This is a genomic window from Chryseobacterium nepalense, assembly GCF_023195755.1.
Classification (GTDB): Bacteria; Bacteroidota; Bacteroidia; order Flavobacteriales; family Weeksellaceae; genus Chryseobacterium; species Chryseobacterium nepalense.
In genome coordinates this window covers 2,095,954-2,113,380 of sequence record NZ_CP096203.1, presented here as the reverse complement: position 1 = coordinate 2,113,380, position 17,427 = coordinate 2,095,954, and the positions used below count along the sequence as shown (strand labels likewise).

Below are 17,427 nucleotides of genomic sequence, written 5' to 3'. Positions count from 1 at the left end.
AATTTAATTAAAAATTTTCGAATATTTTAAAAATCCGTTCAATGCCCAGTTTGCAGTATAGTATAAAGACCTTATCGTAGAAAACCCCATGAAATCTTTGTAAACCAGGTATTGATCTTTAATTATATTCTTTTTCTTTCGGGAAACACTGTTCTGGCGCATTCTGTATTTGGCAAGTGTTTTCTGTAGAGGATAGCCTTTCGGAATTTCTTTCAGCAGATTCAGCCACATGACATGATCTTCGCGTTTACTTTTTACCGGGAAGAAAAATTTACCCACTCTTTTAGTGTCATACATGGTAGAAACCGGGGCTAGCCTGCAGGTTTTCAGTAAATTTGAAAATGTTACAATTTTATCTGCTTCAAAATCTTTGAGAACAGGCTGCATGGTATGTTCGTCACATCTCGAATAATTACAGTAGACGAGTTCTGCGTTGTAAGTTGTCATATAATCAACCATGGTTTCAAGATATTCGGGATGCCAAAGATCATCGGAATCAAGGAATGCGATATACCTTCCGCAGGCTCTCTCAAGACTTTTATTTCTTGCATTGCCGGCTCCGCCATTTTGCTCCAGAACCTGAAGTTTTATTCGGGGATCGTAATATTTTTGTACAATTGTAACAGTATTGTCCCCGGAGAGATCATCAGTAATCAGCCATTCCCAGTTTTCGTAAGTCTGGCCAAGTACACATTGTATTGTTTCCTCAATGAATTCTTCCGAATTGTATGAGGGTGTGATAATGGAAACAAGTTCTTTCATCTGTGTAGATAATTATAAAAATTTTTTTTCAAAAAAGTGCCATGAACATATCCCTACTGCAACAACAAGCAGCATACAAACTACTGCCATCATATAAGGGTTGTAATCCTGAAAAAATCCAAGTGTGGTAAAAACCCGGATGATAGGAAAATGGAAAATGTAAATTCCGTAAGTGAAGTCTCCGTACTTGCCGAAATTATTTAAAAATGAAAAAGAGTAAGCAATATACAATACGATAATGCCGATCATCATTGGTGAAAATAATTTAATGCTGAAAACAAGATCAATCCATACTGTGAAGATGGCAATACTAAAAAGCATGTTTTTATATTGAATGAACCGGTCGAAATTAAAATAGATCAGCATTCCCGGAATGAAATAGGAGAGCGATCCCGGAAGCTGTTTTGCGGCAGACATTTTATCTAATGATTCGAAATAATTAAGATAAATAAGAGACAGAAAATACATAATCACGAGGCTGAGGTTTCTGTACTTGTTTTTCTTTCCGAACAATAAAAAAAGTAAAGGAACGCAGAAGTAATAGGACATTTCAACTTTCAGGGTCCATAATGCTCCGTTTACCGCCTGATTCCCAAAGACTCCGGGCAGCCATGGTGCTTTAAAATTCAGAAATAAAGAATTCCAGAAAAGATATTTATAAACCTGGGGATTGCTGAAGTATTCAGCGAAAGAATAAGTGCTTACAAGGCTTAATAAAATGGCACACAGAAAAACCACCAGCAGATAAGCAGGAACAATTCTCCTGATTCTTTTATTCAGGTAACTTTTTAATCCTGAAGAGCGCTCGTAGCTTCTCGCAATAAGAAATCCGCTTACTACAAAAAAACCGAAAACCGCTATTTCAATGGGACTGTAATGGAGAATCTCCAGCTCTTTGGAAGCGCTTAATGTTCCAAGATGCCCCACAAAGACAATGAAGGCCAGGAGAACGCGGATAAAGTCGAAATTATTTTTCGTTATCATTTGTGTTGTTTTATACAAAAATAACTTTTTCCTGCAATATAGATCGCTTTAAGCCTCAATATTTTTAAAAATAACTAAGTTTACAATTATTTTTTGCAAAATATTATTAAATAAATCAAAAAAATTATAATTTTAGCACTTGAAAAATTTGATACATGAAGAAATTAGCATTACTATTTGCAGGTCTATCTTTATTCGTAGCGACAGGATGTAATAACGACGACGATAACACAATAGAATATCCGATTGTGGGAACATGGCAGCCCATGAAAGTGGTTGTTACCAGTGTCCCTATAGGAGATGATCCTGTTTCAGATGCCATTACTTTTGATTCTGACTGCCAAAAGACATCAAGATGGGTTTTTGCAGCGGCGGGCACGGGGAAAAGAACCGAAAACGGAGATGGAGCTACACCGGGAACCTGTCAGCCTACTTTCGATAGAACTTTTACCTATACCTATGATAAAGACAGTAAAGCTATTCAGGTAAAATACCAGGGAATCGTGGAGCCGGATAAAGGAAGTGTGGTTACCCTTAATGAAACGACCATGAATATTAAATTTGAAGATACTTCAGATCCTACTGAATACCAGTCCATGACCTATACTTTAAAGAGAATTCCTCAATAATAAAAGTTTTTACTTCATTAAAGCTTAAGATCTCATCTTCGGATGAGATTTTGTTTTTTTATATTTAATTCAAAATTAATTCTATTTCTCCTAAAATCATTATTTTTGTGATTCTTGATTTTTTAGAGTTAAAACAATTAACCTAATGTATCTAAGTCTAACATCTAACATCTAATTATAAAAGTGTTTTACGATCATCAGCAGATAGAAAAAAAGTGGCAGAAATACTGGGAAGAAAATCAAACCTATAAAACTTCCGACAGCACTGATAAACCTAAATTTTATGTTCTCGATATGTTTCCTTATCCATCGGGCGCCGGACTACATGTGGGGCATCCTCTCGGATATATTGCATCGGATATTTATGCCAGATATAAAAGACATCAGGGATTCAATGTGCTGCATCCGGTAGGCTACGACAGCTTCGGGCTTCCTGCTGAGCAGTATGCAATCCAGACCGGGCAACATCCTGCCATAACTACAGAACAGAATATTACCAGGTATGAAGAGCAGCTTAGAAAAATTGGCTTTTCTTTTGACTGGAGCAGGGAAGTAAGAACATCAGATCCTTCTTATTATAAATGGACGCAATGGATTTTTATTGAATTGTTTCATTCATGGTACAATAAAAATACGGACAAAGCGGAGCCGATTTCCACTTTAATTAAACATTTTGAAAGCAAAGGAACACAGGATCTAAATGCCAATGAAACCGAAGAACTTCATTTTACGGCAGAAGAGTGGAATACTGCTTCCGAAATGGATAAAGAAGATATTCTTTTAAATTACCGTTTAGCCTACAGAGCGGAAACTACCGTAAACTGGTGCCCTGCTCTGGGAACCGTATTGGCAAACGATGAGGTGAAGGACGGAAAATCCGAAAGAGGAGGTTTTCCGGTGTTTCAAAAGAAAATGATGCAGTGGAGCATGAGAATTTCCGCATACTCTGAGAGATTATTGCAGGGTCTGAAAGGCCTTGACTGGCCACAGCCATTAAAAGATTCTCAGGAATACTGGATCGGAAAATCCCAGGGAGCTCAGGTGAAATTTGAAATTGAAAGTCATCCTGATGAAGTTATTGAAGTATTTACAACAAGACCGGACACTATTTTCGGGGCAACTTTTATGGTGCTGGCTCCGGAAAATCCTTTGGTAGAAGCCATCACCACACCGGAACAGAAAGCTGAGATTGATAGCTATATCGAAGAAACTTCCAAAAAAACGGAAAGAGACCGTATGGCGGATGTGAAAAATGTTTCGGGAGCTTTCACGGGTAGTTATGCTCTCAACCCTTTCAGCAATGAAAGAATGCCGGTCTATATTTCAGATTACGTATTAATAGGATATGGAACAGGAGCTGTAATGGCCGTTCCGGCTCACGATGAGCGTGATCACAGATTTGCAAAGAAATTTAATTTAGAAATTAAAAAGGTTGTAGAAACCGATGAAGATATTCAGGAGAAATCTTTCGATTCTAAAGATTCCGTATGTGTAAACTCGGATTTTTTAAATGGTTTAAAATATGACGAAGCAAAAGCACTGATTATTTCTGCGATCGAAAAAAGAGGAATCGGTCATGGAACAACCAACTACAGACAGCGTGATGCCATTTTCTCCAGACAAAGATATTGGGGTGAGCCGGTTCCTATATATTATAAGGATGGAATGCCTTACACTTTGCCAACTTCAGCATTACCATTGGAACTTCCTGAAGTTGAAAAATATTTACCGACAGAAGACGGAGATCCGCCATTGGGAAATGCAAAAACTTTTGCGTGGGATGAAGTCAATCAAAAAGTGGTTGATACGGATCTGATTGATGAAAAAACAATTTTTCCTTTAGAACTATCGACAATGCCGGGTTGGGCAGGAAGCTCATGGTATTTCTTACGATACATGGATCCGCATGACGAAAATGTTTTTGTTAAAAAAGACCTTGCCGATTATTGGGGACAGGTTGATCTGTATATTGGAGGAAGCGAGCACGCAACCGGGCATTTGTTGTATTCAAGATTCTGGAATATGTTTTTAAAGGACAGAGGATATATTAATCATAATGAACCTTTCCAGAAGCTGATTAATCAGGGAATGATTTTGGGGATGAGTGCATTTGTTTATAGAATTGAAGGAACGAACAAATATGTATCTAAAAATTTAGCCAAAGAATATGAAACTCAGCAAATCCACGTTGATGTATCTTTATTAAAGGGAACATCAGACGAATTGGATACGGAAGCATTTAAAGCTTGGCGGCCGGATTTTGCAGATGCAGAATTTATTTTTGAAGAGGATGGAAAATTTATCACTGAACGCGAAGTAGAAAAAATGTCCAAGTCAAAATACAATGTCGTAAACCCGGATGATATCTGTGAAGAATACGGTGCAGACGGTTTAAGATTGTATGAAATGTTCCTAGGACCATTGGAACAATCCAAGCCCTGGAACACGCAGGGACTGAGCGGAGTTTACGGTTTCCTTAAAAAATTCTGGAATTTATATTTTAATGGCGAAGTTTTTGAAGTGTCAGATGAAGAGCCGACAAAAGCGGAATACAAAGTTTTGCATACCTTAATAAAGAAAGTGGTATACGATATTGAAAATTTTTCTTTCAATACGTCTGTTTCTTCATTTATGATTGCGGTAAACGAATTGCAAAAAATAAAATGCAACAAACGCAATATTTTGGAACCTTTGTCCGTTATCATTTCTCCGTATGCGCCACACATATGTGAGGAACTTTGGAGTCTGCTCGGCCATACAACTTCAATTGAGTTTGAAAAATTCCCTGTATTGAACGAGGATTACCTGGTAGAAGACGAAATTGAATATCCGATTAGTATTAACGGGAAAACAAAACATAAACTGGCATTATCTGCACAGCTTTCAGCTAAAGAAGTGGAAGATTCTGTAATGAAAGATGAGAAAGTTCAGCAGTTTCTGGAAGGTAAGACACCAAAGAAAATTATTGTGGTGCCGGGAAGAATTGTGAACATTGTAATTTAAATAAAAATTAACATTGGCAAATTAAAAAAAATGAAGGCTTATATTTTTTAAATTTTTAATGTAATGATTAAATTTAAAGATTATTGCCAAAAAAAGAGAAAATAATTATAATATCGAAATCGTATTAAATTTTTATTATCAAAAAAAACAGAAATGTTTATTTGAGACTCTTGCATTTTAATTAATTTTGCCTTTAATTTACACCTTGTAAAATTTTAAAACAATATAATTTAGTTAAATATGGAAATGAATGTTTCAAAAAATGATGAGCAAGTAGTTGCTAGAAAAGCGGGAGGTTTAAACCCAGCTGTTATTATTCCTATTATCTTAGCTATAGGAATTTGTATTTATTTATTCGTTTTGGGTAGCCCTGGAAATTTTAAAGATGCTGACAAATTAGGTGCAGGATCTGTAGCGTTTTCAGATGTTGAAGGAAAAGACATTCACCCAGATTCTTTCTTAGGTATTATCTACAAAGGAGGAGTTATCGTACCAATCTTGATTACTTTCATGCTAACCGTAATCGTATTCTCAATTGAAAGAGCTTTAGTTCTAGGGAGAGCAGCTGGAAAAGGGAACTTAGATAACTTCGTAATTCAGGTAAGAAGCTTATTGAATCAAAACAAAATTGATGAAGCTTTAGAAGAGTGTGACAGACAACAAGGTTCTGTTGGAAACGTAGTGAAAGAAGGTCTTACTACTTACAAAGCTTTATCTCACGATACTACGCTTAACAAAGAGCAAAAAATGGTAGCGCTTAACAAAGCAATCGAAGAAGCTACTACTCTTGAGATGCCAATGCTTGAGAAAAACATGATGATCCTTTCTACTTTAGGTACTGTTGCAACGTTAGTAGCACTTTTAGGTACGGTAATCGGGATGATCAAGGCATTCTTCGCATTAGGTTCTGGAGGAGGTACTCCGGATGCTGCTGCACTTTCAACAGGTATCTCTGAAGCTTTGATTAACACAGCTTTAGGTATTGGTACTTCAGCAATCGCTATCATCCTTTATAACTTCTTTACTTCTAAAATTGACGGATTAACTTATAAGATCGATGAGATTGCTATGAGTATCCAGCAGTCTTTCGCTGAATTCAACTAAGAATTCAAGCAAAGAATTGTACACTAAGTAAAAAGAAGTCTAATTAAAAATTATTAATAATAATGGCGAGAGTCAAACCAAAAAGACATGGAGTAGTGACGGATATGACGGCAATGTGTGACGTTGCATTCCTACTGCTTACATTCTTTATCTTGACCACTCAGTTTAAAAAACCTGACGTGGAGCAGATCAAACCGCCATCTTCAATATCAGAGAAGTTACTTCCTGATGCAAGTTTGATGACTATCAACGCTACACCGGACGGAAAATTCTATTTCCAGCCTGTAGAAAATGCAACAGAGAGATTAAAGCTTTTGGACAACATGGGTAAAAAGTACGGTGTTACTTTTGACAACAAAGAAAAAGCTGCATTCCAGAAAGTACAGGCTATCGGGGTTCCTATGAACCAACTGAAAAGCTATCTTGATTTGCCAGATGACGCGCAGAAAAATTTCAAGAGTCCAACAGGGATTCCTATGGATAGTACAAATAAGCAATTGGTAGACTGGGTAAAAGAAAGTCTTGCTGTTAATCCTGATTATAAATTGGCGATTAAAGGAGACGTTACTACAGAATATCCTAAAGTTAAAAGCTTATTTGAGGGTTTAAGAGATATCGATTTTCTTAAATTTTGGTTGATTACATCACAAGAAGGTAAACCTAACGAATAATATCGATTAGAAATGGCAGAAGTACAAGTACAGGAAAAAGGCGCCAAAGGCGGCAAGGTACGTTCCAAGAAACAGAGTACCAGAGTCGATATGACTCCGATGGTGGACTTGGGTTTTCTATTGATTACCTTCTTTATGTTCACAACCACATTCTCTAAACCGAATGTAATGGATTTGGGTCTTCCGGCAAAACCGAAGGATGAAACAAAAAAACCACCTCCAACAGAAATCAAACTTTCAAATTCTATCTCTTTATTATTAGGGAAGGACAATAAGGTTTTCTGGCATCAGCAGGATAATACATCCTTAACAGACCAGAACCTTAATGAAACCACTTTTGATAGAGAAGGAATCAGAAAGGTTATCAAGCAAGCAGAAGCAAATGCGGCAGATAAATCCAAATTTACCGTGATTATCAAGCCTACTGACGATGCTGTATATAAAAACTTTGTAGATATTCTTGACGAAATGGCAATTACTAAGATTGAGCGATACGGGGTTACCGATCTTAAGCCTTGGGAAGAAGCCATTTACAACAAAAAGGTTGGGAATTCCGGAGCTGCAGCAGCACCGGCTACTAAGTAATTTAAACCATAAAATTGTAAATCTATGGCAAATGAAAATGTATACGATCCAAATCTTACTTTAGATGAGATTGTATTTGAAAATAGAAACAAAGAATATGGTGCATACGATCTAAGACATCAGTATCCTAGGCTTCTGACAAAATCTTTTATCGTTGGAACAGCAATATTCCTTGTATTGGCATTGTCTCCTTTTATTTATCTTACCATTAAAAGATTAACTGAACCACCTAAGCAGGAAGTAAAGGCGGATTTAGTGGAAATCCTTCAGGAAGATAAAATTATTGAGCAGCCGAAAGAAGAAGAACCACCACCACCTCCGCCACCACCAAAAGAGGAAGAGAAAATTGAAATTATTCAGAACGTGGTTCCGGAGCCTGTAAAAGCTCCAAAAATTGAAACTCCACCGCCGCCAATTTCTAAACAGTTAGAAACAACGACAGGTCTGGTAAATCAGGAGGGGGTAAAAGCTCCGGCTTACACGCCACCGCCACCACCGCCATCAACAGGTACAAAAGCTTCAACAGCTGAGGTTAAGCCTCAGGTATCTAATGATGTTTACGAGTCCGTTGATCAACCGGCAGATTTTAGTGCAGGAGGACTTAACGGGTTCAGATCTAAGTTTACGAATAATTTTGATAGTTCTTCATTGGAAGGTGAAGGTACTTTGAATACGGAAATTACTTTTGTTGTTGAAAGAGACGGAACATTAAGCCAGGTTAAGGCGACAGGTCCTAATTCAGATTTCAACAGAGAAGCTGAAAGAACGGTTAAAAGTATAAAAATCAAGTGGAATCCAGGTAAAGTGAATGGACAGCCAGTTCGTTCTCGTTTCAGATTCCCTGTTAAGATGAATTTTGAATAATTCTATCTTTAAATAATAATTAAAAAGAGAAGCACATGCTTCTCTTTTTATTTTTTTTGGTATTTTTGTTATATGATGTTCAATTGGTTATCCCTCGTTACGGGATTGTTTTATATCGTTTTAGGAATTGTAGTTATTCTTTACAAATTCTTTTTCACTGTTTTGGAACCCGGTGTGGCGTATGCATTAGGAATATTGCTTATCCTGTACGGTATTTTCAGAATTTACAGAGCGATTACAAAAATTAAAAGTTCAGGAAATGAAGAATAGTATTAAACTTATAATGCTGCTTTTCATTAGCATAATAGCGATAAGTTGTAAAAAAGAAGAAAAATCCCCATCTTATAATAAAGGGGAAATGACGATTCTTACCGATGAGTCATTTAGAAGTGTTACGGAAGCTTTGGCAGAAGGATATATGATTAACTATCCTGAAACAAAAATAAAAGTTGTTACAAAAAAAGAAGATCTTGGTTTCCTTGATCTCTTACATGATAAAGCAAGAATTGTAGTCATGTCAAGAGATTTGTCTCCCGAAGAGATTAAAACCTACGAAGAACAGGTTGAGCTTAAATTTTTACCTTCAAAATTTGCAGCAGATGCTGTTGTTTTTGTTGTTCCCAAAGATTCTCCGAAAGAAAGTATTTCCATGAAAGAAATTGAAAAGGGGATGCAGTCTGAGGACAAAAAATTTATATTCGACGGAACAAATTCCAGTAATTTGAATTTCGTTGCCCAAAAGATCAGGAAAGAGCCTAAAAATTTAAAATTCTCTGTAATTCCGGGGAATAAAAATATTATTGAAGAACTAAGTAAATATCCTGATAAAATTGGTGTGATTGGCCTCAATACTTTTAGTCGTCCCTATGATAAAGAATCGGAGGAGCTTAGAAGCATGGTCAAAATACTTCCTGTTGAATATCAGGGTAAACAATACAATACAGACTTTGAAAACCTTCGCAAAATGAATTATCCTTTCACCAGAATTTTGTATTTCTTAACAAATGAGGGTAATTTTAATATTGCTAATGGTTTTATAAGGTATTCCTGTACACAGCTCGGGCAGATGATTGTTCAGAAGGAAGGTTTACAGCCTTATAATCTGTATAGAAGGGAAGTACAGATGCGTTAAAATATATTAAATTAACTTCTTACCCAAAAATAAATCCTTATTTTGGTCTGAAAATTGTGTACAATATAAATTGAATTAGATTAGAAATTTAAAATGAGAGATATAATGAATATGAATGTAAAGAAGATTGCTTTTGGAGCAGCAGTGGTATTTTTCACTAATTTTGCTTTTGCGCAAACCGTACAGGATGGTATCAATAGTATGGATAGTGATAAATATGCTCAGGCAAAAGCTAATTTCACAAGCATGATTACATCGGCACCTACTGCTGAAAACTATTTTTACCTTGGAAATACATATCTAAAACAGGGAGAGCCTGATTTTGCAGCAGCTACAGACAATTTCAACAAAGGTCTTGCTGCTGATAAAAAAAGTTATTTAAACAAAATCGGTTTAGCAGCCATTAAACTCGGTAAAGGCGACAAAAATGCAATTGCAGAAATTCAGAGTATTGTTTCTGATTCTAGAGAAAAAGATGCAGAAGTGTTATTCAGAGCTGCAGAAGCATTAACTTTATTTGAAAAAAATAACTCTCCGGATTTAGCAATTCAATACCTAAACAAAGCGATTGAAAGAGCGTCTAAAAAAGATGTTCCCGCACACTATTATTATACTTTAGGTGACGCCTACAGATTAAAAAGAATGCCGGGTGATGCGATGACAGCCTATGATAAAGCGCTTCCTTTAGCTAAAAATAAGGCTTCCGTTTATACGAGAATGGGAACATTATGGATGGCCGCACAACAATGGCAACAGGCTAAGACAAGCATCGATAAAGCTATCGCAACAGATCCTACATATGCTCCGGCTTATAAAGCTTTAGCAGCCTATGATATCAGATATCAGCAAAATGCAAAAGCAACACAAGATCTTATCAATTATACCAAATATGCGGATGAAGATCCATATACACAACTGGAAATTGCAAAACTTTATTTTACAAATGAAGATTATGCAAACTCAAAACAGGTTTTAGATAAGATTTTCGATAAAATTAATGATCCTATTAAATTTAAATTAAGAGCGTATCAATTATATGCAGATGGGAAATATGCAGAAGCAAAACAAAATATGGATAATTTTGTTTCTCAGGCTGATAAATCAAGAGTACAGCCTGCAGATCAGGGACTGATGGGATTAATTGCTGCCGGATTAGCTAAAACCGAAACGGATGCTGCTAAAAAAACAGCTTTAACAACAGAAGCACAACAAAAAATTGCTATCGCAAAAGCAGCGAAAGACGAAACAATGAAGTGGGATATGGAGCTTGTTAAAATTGCAGGCGGAGGAGCTTCACAGTCTGATGTTGATGCAGGACCAACAAACCCTGTTATTGAAGGATTGAAGCAAAAAGTTGCAGCAAATGCACAGGATTCAGATTCTTTGTTTAAGTTAGCAACCGCTTATCAGGATGCAAAAAACTGGAATGGAGCTATTCAAACTTGGCAGAAAATGAATGCACTTCTCCCTGATTGGGCACCTGGTTATTACAGCTTGGGATATTCATACCAACAGGCTGGAAATAATGACGCAGCAAAAATCGCTTATGAAAAATTCATTAATACAGTGAAGCCTGCAGATCAGGAAGCTAATAAGCAGACGCTTGCTTATGCTTACTTTGCTGTAGCCTATATGAGTAAAGATTCTGATCTTGCGAAAGCTAAAGATTACGTTTCAAAATCTGTTCAATTGGATCCTACGTATCAGGATGCTATAAAATTGAATGCAGAAATCAATAAATAATTATTCTTAAATAATTATAGGACTTCCCAATCGTAATGTTTGGGAAGTTTTTATTTAAATCATATCTTTGAATATATGAAAACAGATATATTAGCTTTTGGTGCACATCCTGATGACGTAGAACTTGGCTGCGGCGGAACAATCGTTAAAATGGTCTCCGAAGGTAAAAAATGCGTTATCGTAGATCTTACCCGCGGGGAGCTTGGTACGAGAGGTACTGAAGAAACCCGAAAAGCGGAAGCCTCTGATTCAGCAAAGATCCTGGGGGTGGTTGCAAGAGAAAATCTGGGCATGAAAGACGGTTTTCTGGAAAACTCTGAAGACTATCAGATGAGAATTGTAAAAATGATTCGCAAATACAGGCCTGAAATCGTTTTAGCAAATGCAATTGATGACAGACACCCGGATCATGCAAAAGGAGCGAAATTAGTCTCGGATGCATGCTTTTTAGCAGGATTAAGAAAGATCGAAACTGTTCTTGAAGGAGAAAATCAAGAGATCTGGAGGCCAAAACATATATTTCACTACATACAATGGAAAAATATTGAGCCTGAGTTTGTAATTGATATTTCAGATCATCTGGAAAAAAAGATTCAAGCTTGTATGGCTTTTAAAACTCAGTTTTATGACCCGGCTTCCAAGGAACCGGAGACGCCAATTACTTCAAAAGACTTTTATGAAAGCTTAACATATCGTGCTCAGGATCTTGGGCGGTTATCGGGAGTGACTTATGCTGAGGGATTTACGTCTGAGAAGCTTATTGCAATGAAAAATTTTGACGGAATTGTTTGGTAATTAAAAAATCTTCCCTATATTTGCACTCACAAAACGGTGATTGTAGCTCAGTTGGTTAGAGCGTCGGATTGTGGTTCCGAAGGTCGTGGGTTCGAGACCCATCATTCACCCAAAATTCAGCATCCTGCTTACATTAAGCAGGATGTTTTTTTATTGTACATTTAATATTTATTGGGCAATTATTTTTCATTTAACTTTATGTTTATCTTCTTAGCAATCTGCTTATTGTAAGATTTTTTTACAACAGTGGCTTCAAATGGCTTATTAAGACTATTTCCTGAAGGATCGGAAATGTATTTATTAAGAATTAGTGTATATTTTTTTTCTGTCCATGGTTGATCAGGCATAAAGTACCATTCAGTGTCGTCAGATCCGGCAATAATCTTTCCTTCAACTATTTTATCAGATTTATAATCATATACTAAAATTCCGATTTGTGCAGAAAAAATGTCAATGGGTCTGTCGAAAACAATTTTCAGTTTATCCGAAGTATTTTTTTTAGGAATTTGTAATTTATCCTCTAGAAATTTTGGACATATATTAATAGGATTGGTGATTTCGAATTCTTTTGTAAAAGATATTAATTTGGATTTGCTATTCAGTGGTTTGATTTTATCGGTAATTTCCAGGTAATATTTTTTACCTACTGTAAATATTTCACCAAGATTGTCATAATATGAGATGTCTTTTTTTACTCTTCCGGGATGGATCATTAGCATCATAACTTTATCACTAATCCATCTGGCTTTATTATACCAAACATGCGGTATTACTTTCTTGTTTTCGTCAAGTAAATTAACGTATCTGTAAGCAGACTCATCCTCTGTCATCGGTGCAGAAAACTCAACATAAAAAATCAGAATATTTTTTGGAATTTTATTATTACGTGGATATATTTCTTGTATATCGGTTTTTTGGTTTATCGAATTGTCAACAGATTTAGTTTTATATGTTTTTTTTATGGTATTATTCTTATAGGAAAAGTTGACATTAAACGTTAGTCCTTCGCCCAGCTCAAACTGTGGCTCAAAGAAGATTGTATCTTTTACATAAGAATATGAGCCTAATAAAGGCGTTTGTGATTCAATACTATCCTGGATCATGAAAATTTTAAAAATAGCTGAAAGCTGCTCAATATTTTCTTCAATGGGAAAAACTTTGAATACCGGCTTGTTCGGATTGCTTGAGGTAATAGATATTTCTTGGGAAAAACAGAAATTGCATAAAAACAGAAAAAGAAGAATATAAAAATTCTTTATTTTTTTTGTCTGAGTTATTTTTTTCATATAATCTAATGAATTTAAAAAAGAATAATGTGCGGACTTTCGATCCGCACATATCACATAGAATTTATTGCTTTTTATTTCTTTATGAAAGATTTAGAGTGTAAATAAACTCCTTTATGAAAGACTTTCAGAATATAGTTTCCTGTATGCAGATCTGAGATTGAAATTTTCTTATTTTGAGAATTGATCATTTGTTTTTTGATAAGCTTTCCATCGTAACTGTAAATTTCCGCTTCCATGTTTTTATAAAGATTTTCATTATAAGAAATATGTAACAGGTCTGAAGAGGGGTTAGGAGATAGCTCAAAATTAATGTCTTTTTGATTCTGCTCAGCAGTACTTAAAATTGCATCACAAACGCTCAATTTTGCAAGAGTTTGGTGGTCTGATGATAATGTAAGTAGTTCACAGTTAGAATAGTAAGCCATTGATGAAAAATTTCCCGGGAACATTTTAAATTCTTCTTCAGTAAGATTAGTGTTTGGATTTCCGGAAAAGTTTCTCAGTTCTACGGCATTATTATTATAAGTATTGTTTGTAAAAGGTGTACCATCAAGGTATTTTTTTCCAATTCTATAAATATTATTACCGCTAGGAAAGTTTTGATGTAAATCTAATAAGTAGGCATTGCTTCCGTTATTGATGGCGATCGTTTTTACAGGCTCGTCAAAGTTAACATTAAAAGCTTCTCTCACAGTGAACAGTCCTGAATTGCTCGTCAGAGAAGATACGGTTTCAGAAAATCCCGGAGCACAGGTAGTTAATCCGCAAAGATATTCGGTATTGCCAATCTTTACATAATTTAATTTTTCTAATGGAGCACTTGTTATATACATATTTCCCCAGTTAGATTTGAACATGGTGGTAGATCTTTTGCTAATTGTCGTATTGTTGGTAAACGGAGCCGAAATATAACCCAATTCTCCATTTAATGTATTATGGTTACTGGAAACAAACAATCGGTTGCCACCCCATGCAATATCCTGGAAAGTGCAATTTGCATTGGTGAAATTTAAAGTGCAGTATGGCATTGTGTTGAAATCTAATGCGGTAATAGTATTTCCGGCATTCGTTAATTTCAGGAAGTAAGGTGTTGCGCTTACCATGGCCATTACATAGACGGCATTTGTAATAGGATTTACCTCGATGTTTTTAATGGAAGTAACGGTTTGTCCTAATGCAGCAGAGATTCTTGTTTTTACATTGGTAGAAGTTGTTGCGATTGTATTTGCAGCTTTATCTGCGGGATTACTGTCATTAATATCAACAATAAAAACTTTACCTGAAGCATTATGTGTAGCAACCAGCGCAGCGCTGCTGCCATCACTTATTAGTTTGAAATTTGAAATGGTTCCCGAAGTGATCATTGTTCCGGTTTGGGGAGATACCATTAAAGAGTTTTGGGCAAAACATAGTGCAGATGCCAAAAGAAAAACGAGTAAATTTTTTTTCATTCTTTTATATTTAAGGTTAAAATTATTTCATACAAACTATTTTTAATTCAAATTTATCAATGATAACTAAATGGATTATTTAATTTTTTAACGGTAAAATTATTAAATAATCGCAATTTTACATTAATTAGCGTTAAATTAATAAAAAAATAGATGATGATTTTAATTTAAAACAAAGAATATCGTTAATAATTATGCGTTGCATATTAATGAGCGTCGCTGTCTAATTAATTTAACTTAAATACAAAAGATTAGAAAAGAAAATAAAAAAAGCATCTTTTTCCAGATGCTTGTGTTTTTAAATGTTATAAATATTTTAAACCTCGTCGTCAGAATCTATAGTATATGTTCTGCTTTTGAAGTCTTTATCATGCTTTTCTGATATTACATCCTCACCCTTTTCGTTAATGATGAAATCTGTGGACTCATTAAACATCTCCTGAAAACTTTTAAAATCTTCTTTATAAAGATAAATTTTATGCTTCTCGAATGTAGCTTCTCCATTCTCCCCGAAGTTCTTTTTACTTTCGGTAATCGTAAGATAATAATCTCCTGCTTTCGTCTCGCGCACATCAAAGAAATAAGTTCTTCTCCCTGCTTTTAACACCTTAGTGAAAATTTCATTTTCATGGCGTTCCTTGTATTCACTCATTGTTAGATATTTTTTAATCTTGTTAAGAACAAATATAAAAGTTTTCTTTTAATCACAAAATTTTTTTTATGATTTATTTAACATTTGTGAATGAATGCGCTATGCAGTTACGGAATTGTTAATTTCAGTCAGGTTAAGGATTTTATCTGCACGTTGGGCGCTAGACTCTCTGTGTGTGATGATTATAGAAGTTGCGTGATGAATTTTTCTTTCAATATTTTCGAGGATGTTCTGCTCGGTTTCAGTATCCAGGGCAGACAGAGAATCGTCAAAAATGATAATGCTGGGGTCTTTAATCAGTGCTCTGGCAATGCAGATTCTTTGTTTCTGACCTCCCGAAAGCATCACTCCGCGTTCGCCTACCATAGTTTTATACTGATCTTTAAACTCTACGATGTTTTTATCAACGTCTGCAATTTTTGCATATTCCACTACTTTTTCATGAGTTGGATGGTCTATGGCAAAACCGATGTTATTTTCAATCGAATCAGAAAAAAGATAACTCTCCTGGGGGATATAGCCGATGAAGTTTCTGTAGTTATCTAAATTATGCTCTTTTAAGTTTTTTCCGTCAACTAAAATTTCTCCTTCTGTGGGGTCAATAAGCCTGCAGAGTAATAACGCAATGGTTGATTTTCCACTTCCTGTTTTGCCCATAATGGCAAGTGACTCACCGGATTTTACTGTAAAACTTAGATTTTCTAATGCTGTAATTCCTGTATTAGGATAAACATAGGATACATTTCTGAATTCAATATCTCCTTTAATGGAATAATTTTCAAAGTTTTGGTTAACGATTTCCGATTTCTTATCCATAAATTCATTAATCCTCTGCATGGATGCTTCAGCCCTCTGGTTTACAGAAGTTACCCAGCCTACCATAGAGAAAGGAAATATCAGGGTATTGATGTACATAAAGAAATCTGCAATTTTACCGATGCTAAGCTCTCCGGCAATATATTTCTGTCCGCCGATCCAGATAATGGCAACATTCAGAAGACCGATTACAAAAAGGATGATGGTGAAGAAGTAAGCTTCCGTTTTGGCAAGGTCCAGCGCTTTGTCCTGATAGTCCGTAACTTTTACTCCGTAGTTTTTTTCAATGTATTTTTCACGGGCGAAAAATTTCACAACGCGTATCCCCGAAAAGCTGTCCTGCACGAAAGTAGAAATGGCCGACTGGCTTTTCTGCATGATCTTCGATTTTTTATTGATAATGGAACTTACCTTATAAATAGCATACGAAAGAAGCGGTAAAGGAAGCAAGGTCCAAAGCGTCATGGAAACATCCGTCTTCAGCATATAAATTGCGGTGATAATAACAAGCACCAATAAGTTGGCGACATACATTACGCCGGGGCCAAGATACATCCTTACTGCAACAACATCTTCACTCAGTCTGTTCATGAGATCTCCAATGGTGGTTTGCTTATAATCCGTTAAAGACAAATCCTGATAGTGCCTGTAGATTTTGTTTTTAAGTTCATATTCAATCCTTCTGGAAGCAACAATAATCGTCTGCCGCATCATAAAAGTAAAGAAACCTGTAAGAAGGGAGCATCCTACAATAATGGCAACATAAATCAACACCTGTCTGTTGAAACCGAGATTTCCGTTGCGTGTAAGTTCGTCCACAGATTTTCCCACGAACTGAACTTTATAGATATTGAAGAAATTACTGGCAATGATAAATAATACCCCCCAAAATAATAATATTTTGTGTTTCCAGAAGTAGGGGTTTAGGGTTTTTAAAGCTTTCATAA

General features: G+C 35.6%; 16 protein-coding genes and 1 tRNA gene. 11 read left to right on the top strand and 6 right to left on the bottom strand.

Translation table 11 applies throughout. From position 1 onward, the window contains the following. Positions 1 to 3 precede the first annotated feature (3 nt). On the bottom strand, positions 4 to 762 hold the full coding sequence (locus M0D58_RS09155) for a glycosyltransferase family 2 protein (protein WP_248388592.1): 759 nt from the start codon (positions 760 to 762) through the stop codon (positions 4 to 6). Between the two features lie 12 nt (positions 763 to 774). Further along, complete coding sequence (locus tag M0D58_RS09150; RefSeq protein ID WP_248388590.1) at positions 775 to 1,746, bottom strand: acyltransferase family protein; 972 nt, start codon at positions 1,744 to 1,746, stop codon at positions 775 to 777. Positions 1,747 to 1,901: 155 nt separating this feature from the next. Here M0D58_RS09150 and M0D58_RS09145 point away from each other — a divergent pair, with 155 nt between their 5' ends. The 11 genes from M0D58_RS09145 (at position 1,902) to M0D58_RS09095 (ending at position 12,383) form a co-directional block, all read left to right on the top strand. Beyond that, positions 1,902 to 2,375: a lipocalin-like domain-containing protein gene (locus M0D58_RS09145; RefSeq protein ID WP_248388588.1), complete on the top strand. Its 474-nt coding sequence runs from the start codon at positions 1,902 to 1,904 to the stop codon at positions 2,373 to 2,375. A 183-nt stretch (positions 2,376 to 2,558) separates the two neighbouring features. Then, the gene (leuS, locus tag M0D58_RS09140) at positions 2,559 to 5,378 is read left to right on the top strand and encodes a leucine--tRNA ligase (RefSeq protein ID WP_248388585.1); all 2,820 of its coding nucleotides are present in this window, start codon (positions 2,559 to 2,561) and stop codon (positions 5,376 to 5,378) included. Positions 5,379 to 5,618: 240 nt separating this feature from the next. Then, positions 5,619 to 6,482: a MotA/TolQ/ExbB proton channel family protein gene (locus tag M0D58_RS09135; protein ID WP_248388582.1), complete on the top strand. Its 864-nt coding sequence runs from the start codon at positions 5,619 to 5,621 to the stop codon at positions 6,480 to 6,482. Positions 6,483 to 6,544: 62 nt separating this feature from the next. Next, positions 6,545 to 7,153 (top strand): ExbD/TolR family protein, encoded by a 609-nt coding sequence (locus M0D58_RS09130; protein ID WP_066440721.1) that lies wholly within the window; start codon positions 6,545 to 6,547, stop codon positions 7,151 to 7,153. Positions 7,154 to 7,165: 12 nt separating this feature from the next. Next, entirely contained in the window at positions 7,166 to 7,738 is a 573-nt protein-coding gene (locus M0D58_RS09125) for an ExbD/TolR family protein (protein WP_248388579.1), read from the top strand. A 24-nt stretch (positions 7,739 to 7,762) separates the two neighbouring features. Beyond that, the gene (locus M0D58_RS09120; protein WP_248388576.1) at positions 7,763 to 8,602 is read left to right on the top strand and encodes an energy transducer TonB; all 840 of its coding nucleotides are present in this window, start codon (positions 7,763 to 7,765) and stop codon (positions 8,600 to 8,602) included. Positions 8,603 to 8,674: 72 nt separating this feature from the next. After that, positions 8,675 to 8,872, top strand: a complete 198-nt coding sequence (locus M0D58_RS09115; protein WP_248388573.1) for a DUF308 domain-containing protein — start codon at positions 8,675 to 8,677, stop codon at positions 8,870 to 8,872. Beyond that, positions 8,862 to 9,734 carry a PstS family phosphate ABC transporter substrate-binding protein gene (locus M0D58_RS09110; RefSeq protein WP_248388570.1) on the top strand — a complete coding sequence of 291 codons (873 nt, stop codon included), beginning with the start codon at positions 8,862 to 8,864 and terminating at the stop codon, positions 9,732 to 9,734. The genes M0D58_RS09115 and M0D58_RS09110 overlap by 11 nt, the downstream gene beginning before the upstream one ends. Positions 9,735 to 9,827: 93 nt before the next feature. Further along, positions 9,828 to 11,477: a tetratricopeptide repeat protein gene (locus M0D58_RS09105; RefSeq protein ID WP_248388567.1), complete on the top strand. Its 1,650-nt coding sequence runs from the start codon at positions 9,828 to 9,830 to the stop codon at positions 11,475 to 11,477. Between the two features lie 75 nt (positions 11,478 to 11,552). Further along, positions 11,553 to 12,272, top strand: coding sequence for a bacillithiol biosynthesis deacetylase BshB1 (gene bshB1, locus M0D58_RS09100; RefSeq protein WP_248388564.1), 720 nt, complete (start codon positions 11,553 to 11,555; stop codon positions 12,270 to 12,272). Positions 12,273 to 12,307: 35 nt separating this feature from the next. Further along, positions 12,308 to 12,383 (top strand) — tRNA-His (locus tag M0D58_RS09095). A gap of 68 nt (positions 12,384 to 12,451) precedes the next feature. On the opposite strand, the gene M0D58_RS09090 is transcribed toward M0D58_RS09095, so the two are convergent. The 4 genes from M0D58_RS09090 to M0D58_RS09075 form a co-directional block, all read right to left on the bottom strand. After that, positions 12,452 to 13,375, bottom strand: a complete 924-nt coding sequence (locus M0D58_RS09090; RefSeq protein ID WP_248388561.1) for a hypothetical protein — start codon at positions 13,373 to 13,375, stop codon at positions 12,452 to 12,454. Positions 13,376 to 13,632: 257 nt separating this feature from the next. After that, entirely contained in the window at positions 13,633 to 15,012 is a 1,380-nt protein-coding gene (locus tag M0D58_RS09085) for a T9SS type A sorting domain-containing protein (protein WP_248388559.1), read from the bottom strand. A 316-nt stretch (positions 15,013 to 15,328) separates the two neighbouring features. Beyond that, positions 15,329 to 15,664, bottom strand: coding sequence for a DUF3276 family protein (locus M0D58_RS09080; protein ID WP_029295477.1), 336 nt, complete (start codon positions 15,662 to 15,664; stop codon positions 15,329 to 15,331). 99 nt (positions 15,665 to 15,763) lie between these two features. Next, a complete protein-coding gene (locus tag M0D58_RS09075; RefSeq protein ID WP_248388557.1) occupies positions 15,764 to 17,425 on the bottom strand; it encodes an ABC transporter ATP-binding protein in 1,662 nt (553 codons plus the stop codon). Between the last annotated feature and the right edge of the window lie 2 nt (positions 17,426 to 17,427).